The organism is Arcanobacterium phocae (genome assembly GCF_900105865.1).
Taxonomy (GTDB): domain Bacteria; phylum Actinomycetota; class Actinomycetes; order Actinomycetales; family Actinomycetaceae; genus Arcanobacterium; species Arcanobacterium phocae.
In genome coordinates, this window is the sequence record NZ_LT629804.1 from 1,809,638 (window position 1) to 1,827,868 (window position 18,231).

Here is an 18,231-nt window from a genome sequence, read left to right on the forward strand (position 1 = left end):
GGTTAAATTCCACGCAATCCTAATTGTTTACGACCCTGCGAGACATCATCCGGCGCAGAGGCTGGGGTGTTCTCAGTGCGAATTCCATGATGACGGCCCTTGCCGCCACAACCACACCCACTGTGCTGACCAGCTGTTGCTGCTTTCTTACCGCCGCAACCGCAGCCCTTTTTCTCTTCAGTCATGGGCACCATGATAATACGGCCGGTTGACAATAGGTTAGGTGGTGTGCCGAAAATTCGGTAATAGCGCAAACCTCGTCCATATATACCTAGGTTTGCGTTATTGCCAAGATTTTGGCACAACATCCGTAGAAAAAAGGGGGCAGGATAGATATCATCTATTCTGCCCCCTCAGTTCACCGTTAATTCATGGCAAATAATATGTAGGATTAGGGAGCTTGTAGTGGGCGTCAGCGTATCCCCCAATCAGATCAGAGTATTGATCGCCAAAATTACCGACGATGCGATAACCTAAGTCATTCTCGATATGCTTACGAACTGAGGATTTGAACTCGATAGTAGTGCACTTTTCCTTAGCACACGTAACCCACTGCGGAAGTTCAGCAGCCTTGGATGTCTTCTTCGTGAAGTAGATGCTCGGATCAATAGCTGGATATCCAACTTCCGTCATGTTCCGCTGAGTTATCTCTTTTAGATCATCGGAACGTCCATTGAGACCAATAATTTCACAGCCCGCTTCCTTAGCAGCAGAAACTAGTTCCGCCATTCCAGGTGTTGCTGGAAGTGCATGGTAGTTCGTCTTGAGGTAATCAATCTGCTTTGCTGGTGAGAACGCGAACTCCATCCATTCTTCCATGTCATAGGTCCACAGCGTCGTGTCATCAGCATCCAGCGTGATAGCTGGCTTTTCCCCATGCGCAACAGCAGTCTGGCAGCGCTCGACGACCTCACCGCGAGCTTTATCCGTGACCGCCTTCAGTTCGCTGATGTATGGTGACGTTTCTTTGCTAGAAACATATTGACCCAGCTCGGCATCCTTATGCGCTGAATAGTAATGACGCAAGGTCGACTTAACAATATCCATATTTGGAATATCGGAGTCTTTCACGCCCGGACGCGCTCCGGAAGACCCATCTGATGCAACAACATACGTGGATTCAGCTGGTGCCATACCCGCAGCTTTATCGCGAGCTTCCCAGTCTGCGTCTAGGTTTGGGCTAGGCAAATAGTAGGTAGCATTTGGTAGTTTGACCCATTTTTCTGCTTGACCGCCTTGCAGATCGGACCATTGGTCACCGAAGTTTCCAATAATGGTGTAACCAAGGTCTTCCTGAATATGTTGGCGGGTACCAGCTTTAAATTGAACAGTAGTGCACTTCTTCTTTTCCATGTCACAACGTCCCTGGTTAACTAGATACTCCGGCATTGGATCATCTTTTGTAAACTTCGTAAAGAAATACTCGTTCGTGAACAGTGGCTTCCCATTCGCATCTACGTATCCAGCATGCTCCAAATTAGCGACAGTGTAAGATTGTTGCTTACTGTTACGACCCGTCAGCCCAATAATCTGGCATCCAGCATCGTGAATTTTCTTCACCGCGTCAACCATTCCCGGAGTTGCAGGCATTTCATGAGCATCAAACCAAGCTTGCTGTTTTGTAGGCGTAAAAGCGAAATTCATCGCCCCATCTTCCATGTCATACGTCCACAATGTGGTGTCATCTGAATCAAACACAGCAGCAGGTTTCTTACCAGCAGTTTTGGCAGCAGAACACATTTTCGCGACCTCATCACCGGCCGCCGAAGCAATAGCAGTAACATCCCGAATATATGGTGAATCGTTCTTGTCGGCTATGCCATCTTTCGAAGCATTCATGTATGCACGCAGCGTCTTTTTAGCGACATCCCAGTTGATAATATCTTCACCAGAAGCAATGTCACCGGTTGTGCCATCAGCCTTCATCGTGAAGGTTGTTTTAGGTGTCATCCATGATTCGTCGGTGACAGGCCGAGAGATACCCGTGTTGCTGGCATCTGGTTGTTGCTGCGGCTTGTCCGCGTCAGCTTTCTTCTCTTTTGCAGCGTCATAGTGATAACCTTGCGGGCATTTTTTGGCTGTTGACGCATAGGACTGCACCGGAGCGTAAGCCATTGCCCCAACTACGGCAACGAGGAGCATCATGGCTACTCCTGCGCGCTTTTTCCGGATAATTAAAAAAGCACCCAGCATGAGCATGCCGAGTGCAAGTGCAGCTAATAGACCTGTTGACATACCTGTTTTAGCAAGATCAGGTACGCAGTAATCTGGGATCACGTGTCCTCCTCGTTGAAGAATAATAATGTCCTCGCACAATGTGCTCAGAGGTACATAATAGTCCCATTCATATCCCGGTGCCGAACGCTAATGCGGTAATAGCGCAAACCTCGTCCGTATATGTCAAGGTTTGCGCTATTGCCAAGTTTTAGGCACACTCAAAGCGTCAAAAAATCCGAATTTGCAGATCCGGTTTGAGCTGTTTAGAACGCGGCGAAACAATCGCAATTGCTTGCTCCCCCAAGAATGCACATGCCGGCCATTTATTGGCTCCGTCGATCCGAATCGGATCGTGCCGATCGATAAACAGTCCTCTCCCAAGCCGTTCTGCCTCCGCCCCATCTATATCGATCCGAGAGAATGTTTGTGCACACACGTCATCGATCCCGACTACCGGTAGCTCTTCCCCATCAGTAATACGATCACGCAATGCTTCAATCGTATGAGCCTGAGCTATGTCCCAGCGCCCAACATGTTCCCGGCGCAACATTGACAGGTGTGCCCCGACTCCAAGTTTTGCGCCAAGATCGCGCGCCAAAGCACGTACATAGGTTCCTGAAGAAACATCAACGGCAATATCAAAAGCCAAGGTGCCGTATCTTTTGTCCCCAATTTGCACCGATTCAGACGCAACATCTGAGGTCCGTTCAAATCGATAGATTGTTACTGTCTGAGCAGCCAGATCTACTTGCACACCATCACGAACAAGATCGTGGGCTCGTTTTCCACCAATTTTCTTCGCCGAAACGGTAGCCGGGACTTGCTGGATCTGACCAGTTAGTTCAGCTATCGCCGTGTCAATCTGGTCAGAACCAATCGAATTAACAGCGCGGACCTCATCAGTCGAAGGAACGATAGGAGTACCATCTGCGTCATCTGTGTCAGTTCCAACTCCCAAGACGATCCGTGCTACATACGTTTTATCAGCACCGGTTAAGTACTGGACCAGTTTGGTCGCTCTACCAAACGCTACTGTCAGAAGTCCGGTAGCCATGGGATCGAGTGTACCGGTGTGCCCGACTTTGCGAGTAGCACCAAGGCGACGTAGTGCGCCCACGATATCGTGCGAGGTGACGCCCTGTGGCTTATCTATAAGGATCAGGCCATCGGCAGCTTCATGGAGGCCACGCGGCAGATCGCCCCACGGCATAACACGCCGGGGGCGATCTATCTCGCGTTTACGATTCCGAGCCACTTACTCGGCCAACTCGGTAGAGTCAGTCAGCTCGTCATCAGCTACGCTGTCCAATAGGTCAACAGATTCTGCTGATTCTTCATCTGGCTTCCGGTATGGATCAGGATCCCCAGCATACTGGGCATCTTGAGCCATCTTCCGGATCTGTTCATCACGGTAACGAGCCGCAATAAGCAGATCCTCAATGGATTTTGCCGATTCTGGCAGTGCATCCAAGTGAAATGCCAGCGACGGCGTCAAGCGTAAACCTAACTGTTTGCCAACATTTGAGCGGATCACTCCGGTAGCTGAGCGCAATGCGGCAGCAGTACTCTTCGCATCGTGCTCATCACCGAAAACGGTGTAGAACACATCTGCATGCTGTAAATCGCCAGTTACCCGCACATCTGTAATGGTGACCATACCTAACCGCGGATCTTTGATCTGCTTGTCAAGCATTGATGCCACTACTTGTTGGATACGTTCCGCTACTCGAGCAGCACGTGGATTAACCATAGTTCCTCACTTTACTAAGCGCACACGACTATCAGTCGCGTGGCTTTTCGCGCATTTCGTAGGTCTCGATCATGTCGCCTTGAGCAATATCCTTGTAGCCGAGCGTGATACCACATTCGTAACCTTCACGGACTTCAGTGACATCATCCTTTTCCCGGCGCAAGGAGACGATTTCGAGGTTTTCAGCAATCGTCTTTCCGTTGCGAATCAGTCGAGCCTTGTGACCACGGCGGATCGCGCCCGAACGAACAATCGAACCTGCGATGAGGCCGAACTTACCGGACTTGAAGACTTGGCGAATCTCTGCAGTAGCAACTTGTACTTCTTCATAGATTGGCTTGAGCTTGCCCTTCATAGCTGCTTCGACTTCATCGATAGCATCGTAGATGACGGAGTAGAACTTCATTTCTACGCCTTCAGCATCAGCCAATTCAGTAACTCGTTCTGCTGGACGGACGTTGAAGCCAATGATGATGGCGTTGTCCACGGTTGCTAGATCGACGTCGGACTGGGTGATCGCGCCAACACCGCGGTGAATAACGTTCAGCTGAACTTCATCGCCACCGATTTCGATATCGAGCAAGGACGATTCAAGTGCTTCGACCGAACCGGAGGAATCACCCTTGATGATGAGGTTAAGGTTTTCGATCTTACCCTCTTCAATGGCTGCGTTGAGATCTTCAAGCGAAACACGCTTACGGCGCTTAGCCAATGTTGCGGCACGCTTAGCAGCTTCACGACGTTCCGCGATCTGCCGTGCGGTGCGGTCGTCTTCAGCAACAATGAGCTGATCGCCAGCTCCCGGAACTGAGGTCAAACCGAGGACCTGAACTGGGCGAGCTGGACCAGCTTCCGTCAACCGGTTACCATGCTCATCGATCATTGCACGGACACGTCCGTACGCAGTACCAACGACGATCGGGTCACCAATGCGCAAGGTTCCTTCTTGGACCAGCGCGGTAATAACCGAACCACGGCCCTGATCGAGCTTGGCTTCAATGGCTACACCGCGAGCTGGTTTGTTTGGATTTGCCGTAGGCGTTACCAAAATATCGGAGGTAGTCAGTACGGTTTCCAGCAAGGCTGGAATATTGATGCGTTGCTTTGCCGAAATATCAACGAATGCAACGTCACCACCGTATTCTTCGGCAACTAAGTTGTATTCAGTGAGCTGAGCACGAACCTTATCCGGGTTCGCTCCGTCAACATCAATTTTGTTGACTGCGACGACGATTGGCACACTTGCCGCTTGCGCATGGTTAATTGCTTCTACGGTCTGTGGCATAACGCCGTCGTTCGCAGCAACAACCAAAATAGCAACGTCAGTGATGTCAGCACCACGGGCACGCATCTGGGTAAACGCTTCGTGACCTGGGGTGTCAATGAAGGTGATGGCACGCTCGCCGTCTTCAATTTTGACGTGAGTCTGGTAAGCACCGATGGACTGGGTAATACCACCGGCTTCACCTTCGACGACGTCGGCGTTACGGATCGCGTCCAGGAGCTTGGTCTTACCGTGATCGACGTGACCCATGACGGTCACTACTGGTGGGCGTGGCACACGATCTTCGTCAGATTCGTCAGCGTGCTCAGCGTCGATATCGATATCGAACGATTCAAGAATCTCACGGTCTTCGTCTTCTGGGCTCATGATCTTGATGTCATAACCAAGTTCTGCGCCGAGTAGTGCGAAAGTATCTTCGTCTAGGGACTGATTAGCGGTAGCCATCTCACCCATCCGGAACAAGACGGTAACCAATGCTGCTGGATCTGCTTCGATGCGTTCTGCGAAGTCAGCTAGGGATGCACCGGCGCGGACACGAACCACAGTGGAACCATCACCACGTGGAATCTGCACGCCCTGGAGCATCGGTGATTGCTGCTCTTCCCATTCTTGACGCTTTGCGCGCTTAGACTTACGATTGCCGCGGCCGCCACCTTGACGTCCGAAAGCACCTGCGGTTGAACCGCCACGAGCTTTACCGCCGGAACGGGTGAAACTACCACGACCGCCGGAGTTATTACCACCGAAACCGCCACTGTTACCGCCACGGCCACGGCCACCACCACGGCTAGGAGCAGCTGCTGGCACTTGTTCTGGCATCATATTGGGGCTTGGCCGGTTACCGCCGCCAGTACGTGGTGGACGCGCAGTAGCTTCAGGGCGTGGTCCTCGGCTCTGACCGCCGCGGCCACCTTGGTTGCCTTGGCCTTTACCAGCAAAAGAAGAGCCATTTGGACGAGGACCGCGACCTTGGCCGCCTTGACCGTTGCGTCCGCCCATCCCTTGTTTTGAAGAGAATGGAGAGTTTCCTGGACGCGGTGCTCCTGGACGAGGACGACCTCCACTTGGGCGTGGTGGTGCAGCTTCTCGCGCTGCTTCAGCAGAAGCGTGTGCTGATCCTGGCGTTACCCCACGAGCTACTGGCCGTGGGGATGGGCTTGGCTTCTTTACTGATTTGCCGTCACTTGCTCCAGGCTTTTGACCAGATGGCTTGTTTGAAGCAGGTTTTGCCGATCCTGGTTTTCCTGAGGGTGGCTTAGGCGCAGCTGCTTTTGAGCTAGCTGGCTTAGCAGATTTGGGTGCTGGCTTGGCAGAAGCAGTCTTTGCGGTAGCTTTCTTCACTGCAGGCTTCGGTGCTGCCGGAGTAGGCGCACTCGGCTTCTTAGTGTCTGCCACTGGTGCAGATTCAGTTTTTGCTGACGTCGTTTGTGTTGACGTAGACTTTGCTGCCGGTTTCTTGGCAGTCTTCTTCGGATCCACTAGATCGGGATGCGATTCAAAATATTCACGTGCTTTACGCACTACTGGTGCCTCGATTGACGAGGAAGCAGATTTAACGAATTCACCTTCAGATTTAAGCACTTCAAGCAACTTTTTGCTTGTCACACCAATCTCTTTAGCAAGTTCATGGACGCGGACCTTAGCCACATTTCTCCTTATGTCTTGGCCCGCGCAAATGTGCGTCAGGCCCCTGTTTGGCAGCTCATCGCTGGGTACTCATCGGGTGCCCATCGGCTCTCTACCCGCTTTCATTGGGTTATTCGCACATAACTGTGCTGATCGAACAAAATCACTCACATAAGCAACTACTGCACCAGTATTAGCTATAGGGCGTTTGAAAGCCCGTGCAAACTGAGATGTTTTAACTGCTTGTGCGACACATTTGGAGCATGGATGAATCCACGCTCCACGCCCTTGCATGGACGCTTGTGGATCTGGGTAAACAGTTCCATCATTGCAAGCCACTACACGCAAAAGCTCGTTCCGGCATGCTTTGTCACGGCAACCGATGCAGGTACGAACCATGATCCGGTCACGAAAACCGGCCATATTCATATCGATCGATCGCTTTAACATAGACATACAATCTTTAGTCTACTGTATGTAAGCACTAAAACTAAACGATAAGAGCCGTGCCACTGCACACATTGCACAGGGACGGCTCTTTCTCGCGAAATAAACTGGTGTTACTCGGATTCCTTGCGGATATCGATTGACCAGCCGGTAAGCTTAGCAGCTAGGCGGACATTTTGTGCTTCCTTACCAATAGCCAAAGAAGCTTGATCGTCAGGAACAACTGCACGTGCTTGGCGCATATCCGGGCTGAGAATCTCTACCTCGGCCACCTTGGCAGGCGATAATGCCGCCGCAATGAACTTGGCTGGATCGTCGTCATAATCAACAACATCGATCTTTTCACCATGCAACTCTTGGGTTACTGCACGAACACGCTGACCGTTGTGACCAATTAACGCACCCTTAGCACCGACTGATTCATCATTGCTCCACACCGCTATCTTGGTACGGTGACCGGCTTCGCGGGCAAGTGCTACAATCTCAACAGTGCCGTCGGCGATTTCTGGAACTTCACTTTCGAACAGCTGCCGCACAAAATCCGGATGCGAGCGCGATAACCGGATTGACGCGCCATGGCTTCCAACCGAGATATCCAACACTAAGGCACGAATCAGATCTCCGTGCTTGAAATGCTCCGAAGCAACTTGTTCATCAGCGCGAAGTAGGCCGCGATTCTCGCCCAGCTCAACGAACACATCGCGAGATAACGACGACGCTCCGGCAGAACTTTCAACTACACCAGAAACGAGCTGTCCCTTTTTGCCTTGGAACGAACCGAGAACACGCTCTGTTTCAGCATCACGTAGACGCTGAGCGATAATCGATCGTGCCGTTGAGGTAGCGATTCGCCCAAAATCGTTAGGAGTATCGTCAAATTCTCCAATAACTTCGTCATTCTCATCGACTTCCGGTGCCCATACAGTCACTTTTCCGGTAGTACGATCCAGCTCTACACGAGCACCACGAACCGCGCCAGGAACCCGATTGTAGGCATGAACCAAGGCTTCCTCAATAGCGTTGAGGAGAACATTCAGATCGATACCGAGTTCGGATTCTACAATCCGAAGTTCATTCATTGACAGTTCCATCAGTTCTCTCCCTTGGCCTTGTTAAGCTCGATAACAACGTGAGCGCGTGCTACGTCTGCAACCGCAATTGTACCTGCATCGTGCTCCAGCGTGATAACGCCGTCAGCAACATCTGAGATACGTTCCGTTAGCTTCGTCCCATCAGACAATTTGAACGCAACTTTACGACCAATGGCACGTGAAAAATGACGCTCTTCGGAAAGCTCCCGGGTAGCACCTGGCGTAGATACTTCGAGGGTATAGGCACCACGGATCGGATCGTGCTCATCTAGCACTTCGGACACGGCCCGCGAAACGTCCGTTAGCTGTGTGGAATCCACCCCACCCGGCCCGGACGGCAGATCTACTGTAACCCGGACAACCGTGTGTTTACCTGCCCCTACAACGCGAACTGTTTCCAGCCATAAGCCGGCATCGCGAATAACTGGGTCAAGAAGTTGCGCAACCTGCGCCGAAACATTGTCTACCATAGGTACAACATTACCGGCTCGTACCTAGTGATGTCATAAGAGTGAAGAAAAATCACGTTATCCTATGTAGTGCTGGGACACTTTTCCATGCCAGCACATGATATGGCAAAGTAGTGCTATGACCAATTCACGTTCCCATACTAAATCTGTTGTGGCATCATGGCTATCCTTTGTTGGGCTATCCCTGATTGCGATTGCCATTTTTGCATTGGTTCTTGTTGTTATGGGGACTCGCTGGGAACATATGTCACTTGATCCTGCAAAACCAACCCCAACTGAACAAGCCCGGCAAAATGCGGCAGTTACTATTGCGCGAACGCATGCACTGGCGCAGGAGCTTCAAAACGATGCACTGGAACCCGCGATAGCTGCAATCATCGGTGACGTAGCAACCGCAAGTGATCAATGGTTGACTTCTCTTGGGGATGTTTGGGTACCTTGGCCGGACGGCGCCCCTGAAGGCTACAGCAACCCCGAACTAGATCTCACACCAAAAGAAGTGACAGTAGATGCGCTTCGCAACGAACTTATTCAATTATCTTCAACGCTGCCTGCCGATACCGATTTAGACGGTCGTATTGCTACGTCAATATCTGTTAAAGCACGAACTTTAGCCGCGCAGCTCTCCCCTGATGAGGAACGAGAATCGAGCTGTCGTACCCCAGATCTATCTCGGCTTGGTTCGCATATCACTGGCGAACAAACACTTCTGCGACTGGAATCTGCTCGGCAATGGCTCGAGCATGATGCTGCAATTACTGATCCGGCACAGCGCCAACGCCCCGAAGAACAAATCGCACTTTTGACTGCGCTCACCGAAAATATGATCGACGCCGGTACGCCTGACTCACGCCCTGCCTTAGTTCCGCCGGCTTCGAGCGAGGATGTAACCGCTGCTCTAACAGTCGCCAATGCCGAACTTATCGGCCAAGCAACTCAAGCAACACCTGAGGAACGAGAAGCAACAGTTTCATTCCTGTGCCTCCTGTCAGCTGGTGAACACCTTCCTGCCTTACCTGGAACAACAACGAAATAACTGCATAATAAAAGAGGCTGGCTACTACTAGCCAGCCTCTTTTAGCAGTTCGAATTACTTAGCTTGAGCCATAACCTCATCGAGTTTCGACAAAGCTTGATCAACTGGAACTTCGTACCGTTCGCCACTGCGACGATCGCGGATCTCAACCATGCCGTCTTTGAGACCACGCCCAACAACGATCGCGAATGGAACACCGATCAGTTCGAAGTCCGCAAACTTCACGCCGGCTGACACCTTAACGCGATCATCGTAGAGAACTTCTAGTCCACGACCAGACAACTCCTCCGCAAAATTCTGCGCCGTCTCAAATATCGCTGCGTCCTTTCCAGTAGCAAGTACATGGACCTGAGCAGGAGCAAGATGCAACGGCCACTTCAGCCCCATATCATCTGAATTCAACTCTGCCAATGCAGCCATCACGCGCGAAACACCGATACCATACGAGCCCATGGTTACCACTGCGGTCTTACCATTTTGGTCAAGAACTGTTAAGTCAAGCGCCTTAGCGTATTTGCGGCCCAGCTGGAAGATGTGTCCGATCTCGATACCGCGTTCGATCGTCAACGGGCCAGAACCATCTGGAGCTTCATCGCCTTCACGAACCTCAACAGCTTCAATCGTACCGTCGGCTTCGAAGTCTCGGACGTAGACCAGATCGAAAACATGTTGATCAACTTCATTCGCCCCAGAAATCCAGCGCGAACCACGAGCGACATGCGGATCGAGTAAGTAACGTACCGACCCGGAGATTTCGCCTTCGTCGTTGACTGTACGGGACTCCGAATTTGGTCCGATAACCTCTGGACCAATGTAGCCAGCCACAAGTTCTGGATGTTGCTCAAGATCATGTGCCGTTGCCATCTCGACTTCAGCCGGGGAAATACTGGCCTCTACTCGCTTGAGATCAACTTCGCGATCCCCAGGGACGCCAATAACAACAACTTCACGTTCACCATCCGGATGGACAAAAGCAACCACAACATTCTTCAACGTGTCACTTGCTTCCCACGTGCGATCCGCACGCGGTGCCACCTCGTTCGCCATCTCAACAAGCGATGCAATCGTTGTTGCACCCGGTGTTGGAACAGTGTGCGGTTCCGGAACATCAGAGAAATCCTGATCCGGCTGTGCCGGAGTAGTGACTGCTTCGGTATTTGCAGCGTAACCACCCGCGGACATAACGAAGGTATCTTCACCAATAGCACATGGCGAAAGGAATTCTTCCGAACGCGAACCACCCATTGGTCCAGACTGCGCTGAACAAATCACATACGGGATACCAAGACGATCAAAGATTCGCTGATATGCGGCACGCATCGTTTCATAGGAGCGGTCCAAACCGGCGTCGTCAATATCGAAAGAATAGGCATCCTTCATGATGAACTCGCGGGTGCGGATGATACCAGCGCGCGGACGAGCCTCATCACGGTACTTATGCTGAATCTGGTAGAGGGATACCGGCAGATCCTTGTACGAAGAGTACATATCCTTCACAGCCAACGTGAACATTTCTTCATGCGTTGGTGCCAACAGATAATCGTTATCGCGCCGATCCTTCAACCGGAATAAGTTCGGACCGTATTCTTCCCACCGATTCGTAGCTTCGAACGGCTCGCGTGGCAATAGCGCCGGGAAATGCATTTCTTGCGAACCCGCATTATCCATTTCTTCACGCACCACAGCTTCAACCTTGCGAAGCACTTTGAGCCCAAGTGGCAACCAGGTATAGATACCCGGCGCAGCACGACGTACGTATCCGGCACGTACCATCAGTTTATGAGAACGGACCTCTGCGTCGGCCGGATCGTCGCGGAGGGTACGGACAAAAAGTTCAGACATTTTTAGCACAGTACTAGTTTAGCTGTTTCGCGCTGTCTACCCTATTTCCCCAGCCGAATCAAGCGTGGCGTTGGCAACAATTCACATTATGCCAACAGTACCGTTGCATACTCTCCGACGACGGCGAACCCGGCTTTTTCGTACGCTCGCACCGCAGCAATGTTGTAATCGTTCACATAGAGAGAAACCACAGGCGCATGCGAATCCTGAATCAGTTTCGCTACGCTGGCCATTGCCGGCCCAGCAATTCCGCGCCCGCGCAAATCTGGATGAACCCAAACACCTTGTATTTGAGCTACTCCCCCGGCTAACGCGCCGATATCAGCTTTAAACTCAACTTTTGACAGTGGACAATCGTCAGAAAAACGCACAAAAGTTCGCCCCTGCTGAACAAGTGAACGGACTCGACGAATATACGCCGGACCATAGCAAGTAGGATCATACCCGACTTCTTCGATGAACATAGCAACTGAAGCTGGTGCTATGAGCGATTCTTCACTCCGCTGCGCGGGACGCACCTGATCGTCGTATCCACACCGCGATTTTCCCTGCCACACCATGGACAGCTGATGTTCCCGAACCTCGCGTGGAGCTGCATAAGAATCTTTGATGCGTTCCCACAAGCCCAGAACCTGATCGGCTGGACCTACCAGAGAGTTAGCGATCCGATCATGCCGGCTGACGTAACTAGCTAGTAAGTCTAGGCCAGGTTCATCAAACCCAAGTGGGATGATGTTAGCCCCCATCCAGCATAACGACCGTAACCCATCGCCGTCGTCGATCCCCACGGCATGAGCCAAACGTTGGGTGCGTGATTCGACTGCGCCCCGCGCAAGAACAGAACCTACTGGGTCCCGGTCAAAGAACTGGAAAGCACGGTCGAGGTCATTCGACCCGAGTCGGCGAAGCTGACCGGCACGCCGAAACAGCCATGTCATCTCACACAATCACTTCAGGTGAGCTTGCTGCGTCCTCGCTTAACCCAAGTTCTTCTGCAACAACTCGCGCGCGAGCGATGAGAGTCGGGACGATATCTGCTTCTGGAACAGTTTCAACGACCTTACCTCGAACAAAAATCTGTCCTTTGCCGTTTCCAGAAGCTACCCCAAGGTCTGCTTCCCGAGCTTCACCTGGACCATTAACGACGCATCCCATAACAGCTACTCGCAACGGGAACGAAATATCTTTCAGGCCCTCCGAAACTCGATTCGCCAAGGTGTACACATCTACCTGGGAGCGGCCACAAGACGGACACGACACAATTTCCAGCTTCTTTGGACGCAAGTTAAGCGAACGCAAAATTGCCTCGCCAACCTTGACTTCTTCAACCGGCGGAGCCGAAAGAGAAACACGAATAGTGTCGCCGATACCGTTCGCGAGCAAAGCGCCGAAAGCCACCGAGGATTTCACGGTTCCTTGGAACGCTGGACCTGCTTCGGTCACGCCCAGATGCAATGGCCAATCGCCTGCTTCGGACAGTAACTCATAGGCACGAACCATCGTCACCGGATCGTGGTGCTTAACAGAGATAGCAAAATCATAGAAGCCGGCATCTTCAAAAAGCCGGGCTTCATTCACTGCCGACTCAACCAGAGCTTCCGGAGTTGCCTTGCCGTATTTTTTGAGCAACCGCGGGTCTAGCGATCCGGCATTAATCCCAATGCGCATAGCTGTGCCGTTAGCGTTAGCAGCCGCAGCGATTTCCGGGATACGGTCATCAAACTTCTTGATATTTCCTGGGTTGACACGCACACCACAGCCAGCCTCAATCGCCGCAAAAACATACCGTGGCTGGAAATGGATGTCAGCAACCACTGGAATCTTTGACTTTGCAGCAATAATTGGTAGCGCATCAGCATCTTTATCGGTTGGACATGCAACTCGAATAATATCGCAACCAGCAGTGGTCAACTCTGCGATCTGTTGCAAAGTTGCACCGATATCATGCGTTTTTGTGGTGGTCATCGACTGCACTGACACCGGAGCGTCGCCGCCAACTTTGACGTCACCAACTTGAATCTGACGAGTCTTCTTCCGTTGCGAGAGAACAGGATCTGGTTCTTTCACGCTGGGTATTCCTAAAGCAATTGGCATATTCACGTTCTGTATTATTCCACTCTTGAAGATTTCTCACACGATGGGGTTAACTATGTCGACCACAATCAGTAGCACGGTCATGAAAACAAAGAATAAAATCATTGCGTAGCTCACCGGAAGTAACCGTGCAGTATCAAACGGTCCCGGATCTGGTTTCCCTTGGGAGAAAGCGATTTTCCGGCGGACACCTTCGATGAGTGCGCCGAGTATATGACCACCGTCTAACGGCAACAATGGAATCATATTGAAGATGAACAACGTCATGTTCAGCCCTGCGAGGAGCATCGTTAAATCGCCAAGACGATCAAGGAAACCGTAGTTATCTACTTGCGCTGCACTGATAGATCCCGCGACATCAGCGATGCCAACTAGGCCAACCACAGAATCTGGGGTACGCTTTTCGCCGGTGACCAGCGTGCTAGCGGCATCCCAGAGCTTAACCGGCAACTGGACAAGTATTTTGGCAGTGCCACTAGCCATTGTCCACGTCTGGCCCGGAACTTCAGAAAGCGTTCCTGGGCGGCGCTCGATTGCCGGACCTATTCCCACATATGGCTTGGTGGCTACAGTGCCAGTACCATCGTCAAACTCGCGCATTACCGGGGTAACAGAAAGCGTTTTTTGGACGTTGTTTCGTTCGACGACGACGTCCGTCGCTACAGTTCCACCAGTGGCGATAGCTTGTTGGATATCATTCCATGTCTCAACTTGCTTACCTCCCCACGAAATAATCGTGTCCGACGGCTCGATGACGCCAGTTGCCGGAGCAGGTGTGCAAGTTTCAGCATTATCAATACAGGGAGCTACTTGTGCGATCGTCGTAGACAACCGCGGCACTCCAATACCGACTGTAACTGCAGCAAGCAAGACAATGCTGATAATCAGATTAGTCAGCGGCCCACCAAACATCACAATCATCTTCAGCCGCGCTGGCAGATGCCAAAAAGCACCTGGCTGCGCCGGATCATCGAACTCTTCAGCAGACTGTAACCGGGCTTCCTGAGCCAACGTTAAGGACCCGTCAGTTTTAGTTGTCGGCACGCCGTCTTTTGCCGGCGGCAACATTCCAGCAATCGACACGAACCCACCAAGCGGGATTGCTTTAAATCCCCATTCAGTTCCACCACGTTCAATTGACCAAACAGTTGGACCGAAGCCAACGAAATACCGGCTAACTTTTGCGCCAAATTTTTTCGCTGGTATGAGATGCCCTAGTTCATGGATAGCTACTGAGGCAACGAGCCCAATAACCATAAAAATAATTCCGGGAAGCATAGTATCTTTCTCTGGTTAGCGGCTATGTTGTGCCATAATTTTGTGAGCAAGCGTGCGCGCACGCTTCTCGGTGTCAAGAACACTCTCAACAGTTCGCTCTGCCGGAACTGACAGTGTTTCAAGTACTTGTTTCACGGTATCGACAATTCCTAGATACGGTAACTTCCCAGCTAAGAACGCACCCACACATTCTTCGTTGGCAGCATTGAGAACAGCCGGGTGCAGTGACGACGTCGAGATCGCCTGCTGCGCTAATTTAACTGCCGGGAATACCTCATGATCAAGTGGCTCAAATGTCCATGCCGATAGCGCATCCCACGAGTGCGGAGCGACAACCCGATCGAGCCGATCTGGCCATGAAATTCCCAAGGCTATCGGGAGCCGCATATCAGGATCTGAGGCCTGCGCAATCGTAGAACCGTCCTGGAACTCGACCATCGAGTGGATCATCGACTGCGGATGGACAACCGGCACAATATTCTCTGGTGCAACATCGAATAAGTATGCAGCTTCGATGAGCTCTAACCCCTTATTCATAAGTGTAGAAGAGTTAATTGTGACCACCGGCCCCATTGACCATGTTGGATGGTTTAAAGCCTGTTGCGGAGTGACATTTGCTAGCTCGTGACGTTTTTTACCACGGAAAGGCCCACCCGATGCAGTCAGGATAATGCGGCTCACTTCGCTTGTTCCATCAACGATTGGTGAGGTTAAGCCCTTACAATGTCGACCCGAACGAAGAGCTTGCGCGATAGCCGAGTGTTCCGAATCAACCGGCACAATCTGCCCCGGCCACGTCATCGCTTCAGATACAAGAGAGCCTCCTACAACGAGAGATTCCTTGTTTGCCAGTGCTAACGTCGCGCCCGAGTGCAGCGCTGCAAGCGTGGGCAATAGCCCAACTGAACCAGTAATACCGTTGACGACGACGTCGGAGGAATCAATGCTAACTCCACTACCACTACCCGCGAGCTCAGTCATTGCCCGCTCGCCAGCAATGATCTGAGGCTCTGGCAGATGTGCAAAACGATCATTCCACTGTTGATGGAAATCGTTAACGGCTGATTCGTCTGCCACGCCTACAATCGGAACGTTGAATGTTGCAGCTTGTTCAGCTAACAGTGGGATACGAGAGCCTCCCGCACCTAAAGCTTGCACGTGGAATTTATCCCGATGCCGGGAGATCACATCCAGTGTTTGGGTGCCGATAGAACCAGTTGAGCCTAAAACAATTACCCGCCGCATTATTCCACACTCATCAAAACTGAAATCACACGATCAAGGAAAACATCCACAACTTTTTCTTCATAGGCTTTCTCATTCTTAGCCGAAGAAAAAGTGGTATTGCGGACTTCCTGAGAGGTAATCGGCTCCGCACTGTCGAAGAACGCAATAATACGATCCATTAATGCATCGACATCAGCAGAAGAGTAACCCGACTTCTCTGGGTGCGCAAAGCGCTGTCCGGCCGGCCGACGCAAGCGTGGATACAGACTGGTAGCCCGATCATAGGTAGACCGTAACCAGCGGTCTTCGCCTACTTCACGTACCCGGGCAGCTCGTCGTCGTTGTACAAAGGCCCTTTCTAACCGATCTAGCGCGACGTCCACAAGCTGCGCATGATACCCATTGCGTACCCACGAAAATGAGACACGACGAACTGTTTCTTCAGTAATTTCTTGTCCATCTTCATAGGCTACATCGTATGCATCTTTTGCTTGCTCCAAAAATGCATCAACCTGAGCTGGATCATACCCCGAACGGAACCAGCCAACGCGCGCAAATGTGTCATTCATCGATATCTCCATTCGTAACTGCTGCTATAGCAGCAAGAGTCGAATCAAAATCTTTCGGTTCGCCACGGTGTGCCTCGATGCGGGCATCAACTGCAGCTTGAGCGCGGGCAGCGCGCCGTGAAACATGATCGCGGTCTACTACGTCCGCAGCTAACTGGCCGCACGCGCCATCAATATCTGAACCGCGAGTATCCCGGATCGTCGTCGAGATCCCAGCATCAGTCAACGTTTGAACAAAGACCCCTGTATCCGCCGTCGTAGACGCAGTCCAAATAGATCCTGGCGTCGGGTTAAGCGGAATCGGATTAACATGCGCCCAGCCTCGCCCACGCGAATTAAGCTCCGCAGCAAGAAGCTCAGCACGCCACTGATGGTCATTCATATCTTTAATCAACGCGTACTCAATCGAAACTCGCCGTCCAGTCCGAACAAAATAATACCGTGCTGTGTCTAGTAATTCGCCAACTTTATAGCGCGAGTTAATAGGGATGAGATCGTCACGCAAACCATCATCCGGTGCATGCAAGGATACCGCCAATGTCACTGGCAAGCCTTCGTCAGCAAGCTTCTTAATTACTGGAACCATACCAACAGTAGACACGGTTATATTGCGAGCCGACATACCAAAGCCTTCTGGCGCTGGCTCAATCATGCGGTGCAATGCATCGCGCACTGCCGGGAAATTCGCTAATGGTTCTCCCATTCCCATAAACACGACGTTGGTTACCCGCACTGGCTCACCAAAAATACCCTCTTCAGCAAGCTGACGCGCCTGGCGGAGCTGTTCAACAATCTCTCCAGCAGACAGGTTGCGTGTTAAACCAGCTTGGCCAGTGGCGCAAAATGGGCACGCCATGCCGCAACCAGCTTGTGACGAAATACAGAGCGTTGCACGATCGGGATACTTCATCAGCACCGACTCCACGACGGCACCGTCGAACAGTTTCCACAGCGTCTTAATAGTTACTCCGCCATCAGCAACTTGATCACGAACTTTAGTGATGAGCTGCGGGAGCATAACGCGCGTTAAATCAGCGCGTTGAGCTTGCGGTAAATCCGTCATCTGCTCCGGGTCAACACAGTTATGCTCGAAATAATGCTTCGACAACTGGTCAGCACGAAATTGTGGATATCCGAGATCTGCTACCAGTGCACGCCGTTCACTACGGCTAAGATCAGCCAAATGTTTTGGTGGCTTGCCATGCCGACGCTCAGTAAATGAAAGCGACGGGCGCGGCCCTTGCTCCACACGTGGCATAACCTGTTTAGTTTTCTTCATTCCAGTCCTCGAGAAAAGCA

At 51.6% G+C, this 18,231-nt stretch carries 16 protein-coding genes; 1 reads left to right on the forward strand and 15 read right to left on the reverse strand.

Annotated features, from left to right (window positions below):
* Positions 1–2: 2 nt before the first annotated feature.
* From BLT51_RS09160 to BLT51_RS08175, 8 genes are all read right to left on the reverse strand, one after another.
* Positions 3–185, reverse strand: coding sequence for a hypothetical protein (locus BLT51_RS09160; protein ID WP_157672976.1), 183 nt, complete (start codon positions 183–185; stop codon positions 3–5).
* 184 nt (positions 186–369) lie between these two features.
* Positions 370–2,277: an HAD family acid phosphatase gene (locus tag BLT51_RS08145; protein WP_091282056.1), complete on the reverse strand. Its 1,908-nt coding sequence runs from the start codon at positions 2,275–2,277 to the stop codon at positions 370–372.
* Between the two features lie 166 nt (positions 2,278–2,443).
* Positions 2,444–3,427: a tRNA pseudouridine(55) synthase TruB gene (truB, locus tag BLT51_RS08150; protein ID WP_091282707.1), complete on the reverse strand. Its 984-nt coding sequence runs from the start codon at positions 3,425–3,427 to the stop codon at positions 2,444–2,446.
* A 45-nt stretch (positions 3,428–3,472) separates the two neighbouring features.
* The gene (rbfA, locus tag BLT51_RS08155; RefSeq protein ID WP_091282059.1) at positions 3,473–3,967 is read right to left on the reverse strand and encodes a 30S ribosome-binding factor RbfA; all 495 of its coding nucleotides are present in this window, start codon (positions 3,965–3,967) and stop codon (positions 3,473–3,475) included.
* Positions 3,968–3,998: 31 nt separating this feature from the next.
* Positions 3,999–6,899 carry a translation initiation factor IF-2 gene (gene infB / locus BLT51_RS08160; RefSeq protein ID WP_091282060.1) on the reverse strand — a complete coding sequence of 967 codons (2,901 nt, stop codon included), beginning with the start codon at positions 6,897–6,899 and terminating at the stop codon, positions 3,999–4,001.
* Positions 6,900–6,968: 69 nt separating this feature from the next.
* Positions 6,969–7,334: a YlxR family protein gene (locus tag BLT51_RS08165; protein ID WP_091282063.1), complete on the reverse strand. Its 366-nt coding sequence runs from the start codon at positions 7,332–7,334 to the stop codon at positions 6,969–6,971.
* A 104-nt stretch (positions 7,335–7,438) separates the two neighbouring features.
* Positions 7,439–8,416 (reverse strand): transcription termination factor NusA, encoded by a 978-nt coding sequence (gene nusA / locus BLT51_RS08170; RefSeq protein WP_091282065.1) that lies wholly within the window; start codon positions 8,414–8,416, stop codon positions 7,439–7,441.
* Positions 8,416–8,886 carry a ribosome maturation factor RimP gene (locus BLT51_RS08175; protein WP_091282067.1) on the reverse strand — a complete coding sequence of 157 codons (471 nt, stop codon included), beginning with the start codon at positions 8,884–8,886 and terminating at the stop codon, positions 8,416–8,418. Before BLT51_RS08175 ends, nusA begins: the two co-directional genes overlap by 1 nt.
* Positions 8,887–9,004: 118 nt before the next feature.
* Between BLT51_RS08175 and BLT51_RS08180 the strand changes: the two genes are divergently transcribed.
* Complete coding sequence (locus BLT51_RS08180; protein WP_091282069.1) at positions 9,005–9,922, forward strand: hypothetical protein; 918 nt, start codon at positions 9,005–9,007, stop codon at positions 9,920–9,922.
* Positions 9,923–9,976: 54 nt separating this feature from the next.
* Here BLT51_RS08180 and BLT51_RS08185 read toward each other — a convergent pair whose 3' ends face one another.
* The 7 genes from BLT51_RS08185 to rlmN form a co-directional block, all read right to left on the reverse strand.
* Positions 9,977–11,764 (reverse strand): proline--tRNA ligase, encoded by a 1,788-nt coding sequence (locus BLT51_RS08185; protein ID WP_091282072.1) that lies wholly within the window; start codon positions 11,762–11,764, stop codon positions 9,977–9,979.
* An 86-nt stretch (positions 11,765–11,850) separates the two neighbouring features.
* The gene (locus BLT51_RS08190; protein ID WP_091282073.1) at positions 11,851–12,702 is read right to left on the reverse strand and encodes a GNAT family N-acetyltransferase; all 852 of its coding nucleotides are present in this window, start codon (positions 12,700–12,702) and stop codon (positions 11,851–11,853) included.
* 1 nt (position 12,703) lies between these two features.
* Positions 12,704–13,864: a flavodoxin-dependent (E)-4-hydroxy-3-methylbut-2-enyl-diphosphate synthase gene (ispG, locus tag BLT51_RS08195; protein WP_231943939.1), complete on the reverse strand. Its 1,161-nt coding sequence runs from the start codon at positions 13,862–13,864 to the stop codon at positions 12,704–12,706.
* Positions 13,865–13,894: 30 nt separating this feature from the next.
* Positions 13,895–15,136: a M50 family metallopeptidase gene (locus BLT51_RS08200; RefSeq protein WP_091282076.1), complete on the reverse strand. Its 1,242-nt coding sequence runs from the start codon at positions 15,134–15,136 to the stop codon at positions 13,895–13,897.
* A 15-nt stretch (positions 15,137–15,151) separates the two neighbouring features.
* Positions 15,152–16,381, reverse strand: coding sequence for a 1-deoxy-D-xylulose-5-phosphate reductoisomerase (dxr, locus tag BLT51_RS08205; RefSeq protein ID WP_091282077.1), 1,230 nt, complete (start codon positions 16,379–16,381; stop codon positions 15,152–15,154).
* On the reverse strand, positions 16,381–16,932 hold the full coding sequence (locus BLT51_RS08210) for a DivIVA domain-containing protein (RefSeq protein WP_091282079.1): 552 nt from the start codon (positions 16,930–16,932) through the stop codon (positions 16,381–16,383). Before BLT51_RS08210 ends, dxr begins: the two co-directional genes overlap by 1 nt.
* Complete coding sequence (rlmN, locus tag BLT51_RS08215; protein ID WP_091282081.1) at positions 16,925–18,211, reverse strand: 23S rRNA (adenine(2503)-C(2))-methyltransferase RlmN; 1,287 nt, start codon at positions 18,209–18,211, stop codon at positions 16,925–16,927. Before rlmN ends, BLT51_RS08210 begins: the two co-directional genes overlap by 8 nt.
* Positions 18,212–18,231: the final 20 nt, after the last annotated feature.

Excerpts from the sequence above, each read along its gene's own strand:
- BLT51_RS08210 (WP_091282079.1), bottom strand. The coding sequence starts at position 16,932 with ATGAATGACACATTTGCGCGCGTTGGCTGGTTCCGTTCGGGGTATGAT.
- dxr (WP_091282077.1), bottom strand. The coding sequence starts at position 16,381 with ATGCGGCGGGTAATTGTTTTAGGCTCAACTGGTTCTATCGGCACCCAA.
- BLT51_RS08190 (WP_091282073.1), bottom strand. The coding sequence starts at position 12,702 with ATGACATGGCTGTTTCGGCGTGCCGGTCAGCTTCGCCGACTCGGGTCG.
- BLT51_RS08180 (WP_091282069.1), top strand. The coding sequence starts at position 9,005 with ATGACCAATTCACGTTCCCATACTAAATCTGTTGTGGCATCATGGCTA.
- nusA (WP_091282065.1), bottom strand. The coding sequence starts at position 8,416 with ATGGAACTGTCAATGAATGAACTTCGGATTGTAGAATCCGAACTCGGT.
- rlmN (WP_091282081.1), bottom strand. The coding sequence starts at position 18,211 with ATGAAGAAAACTAAACAGGTTATGCCACGTGTGGAGCAAGGGCCGCGC.
- rbfA (WP_091282059.1), bottom strand. The coding sequence starts at position 3,967 with ATGGTTAATCCACGTGCTGCTCGAGTAGCGGAACGTATCCAACAAGTA.
- BLT51_RS09160 (WP_157672976.1), bottom strand. The coding sequence starts at position 185 with ATGACTGAAGAGAAAAAGGGCTGCGGTTGCGGCGGTAAGAAAGCAGCA.
- BLT51_RS08175 (WP_091282067.1), bottom strand. The coding sequence starts at position 8,886 with ATGGTAGACAATGTTTCGGCGCAGGTTGCGCAACTTCTTGACCCAGTT.
- BLT51_RS08165 (WP_091282063.1), bottom strand. The coding sequence starts at position 7,334 with ATGTCTATGTTAAAGCGATCGATCGATATGAATATGGCCGGTTTTCGT.
- truB (WP_091282707.1), bottom strand. The coding sequence starts at position 3,427 with ATGCCGTGGGGCGATCTGCCGCGTGGCCTCCATGAAGCTGCCGATGGC.
- BLT51_RS08185 (WP_091282072.1), bottom strand. The coding sequence starts at position 11,764 with ATGTCTGAACTTTTTGTCCGTACCCTCCGCGACGATCCGGCCGACGCA.
- BLT51_RS08200 (WP_091282076.1), bottom strand. The coding sequence starts at position 15,136 with ATGCTTCCCGGAATTATTTTTATGGTTATTGGGCTCGTTGCCTCAGTA.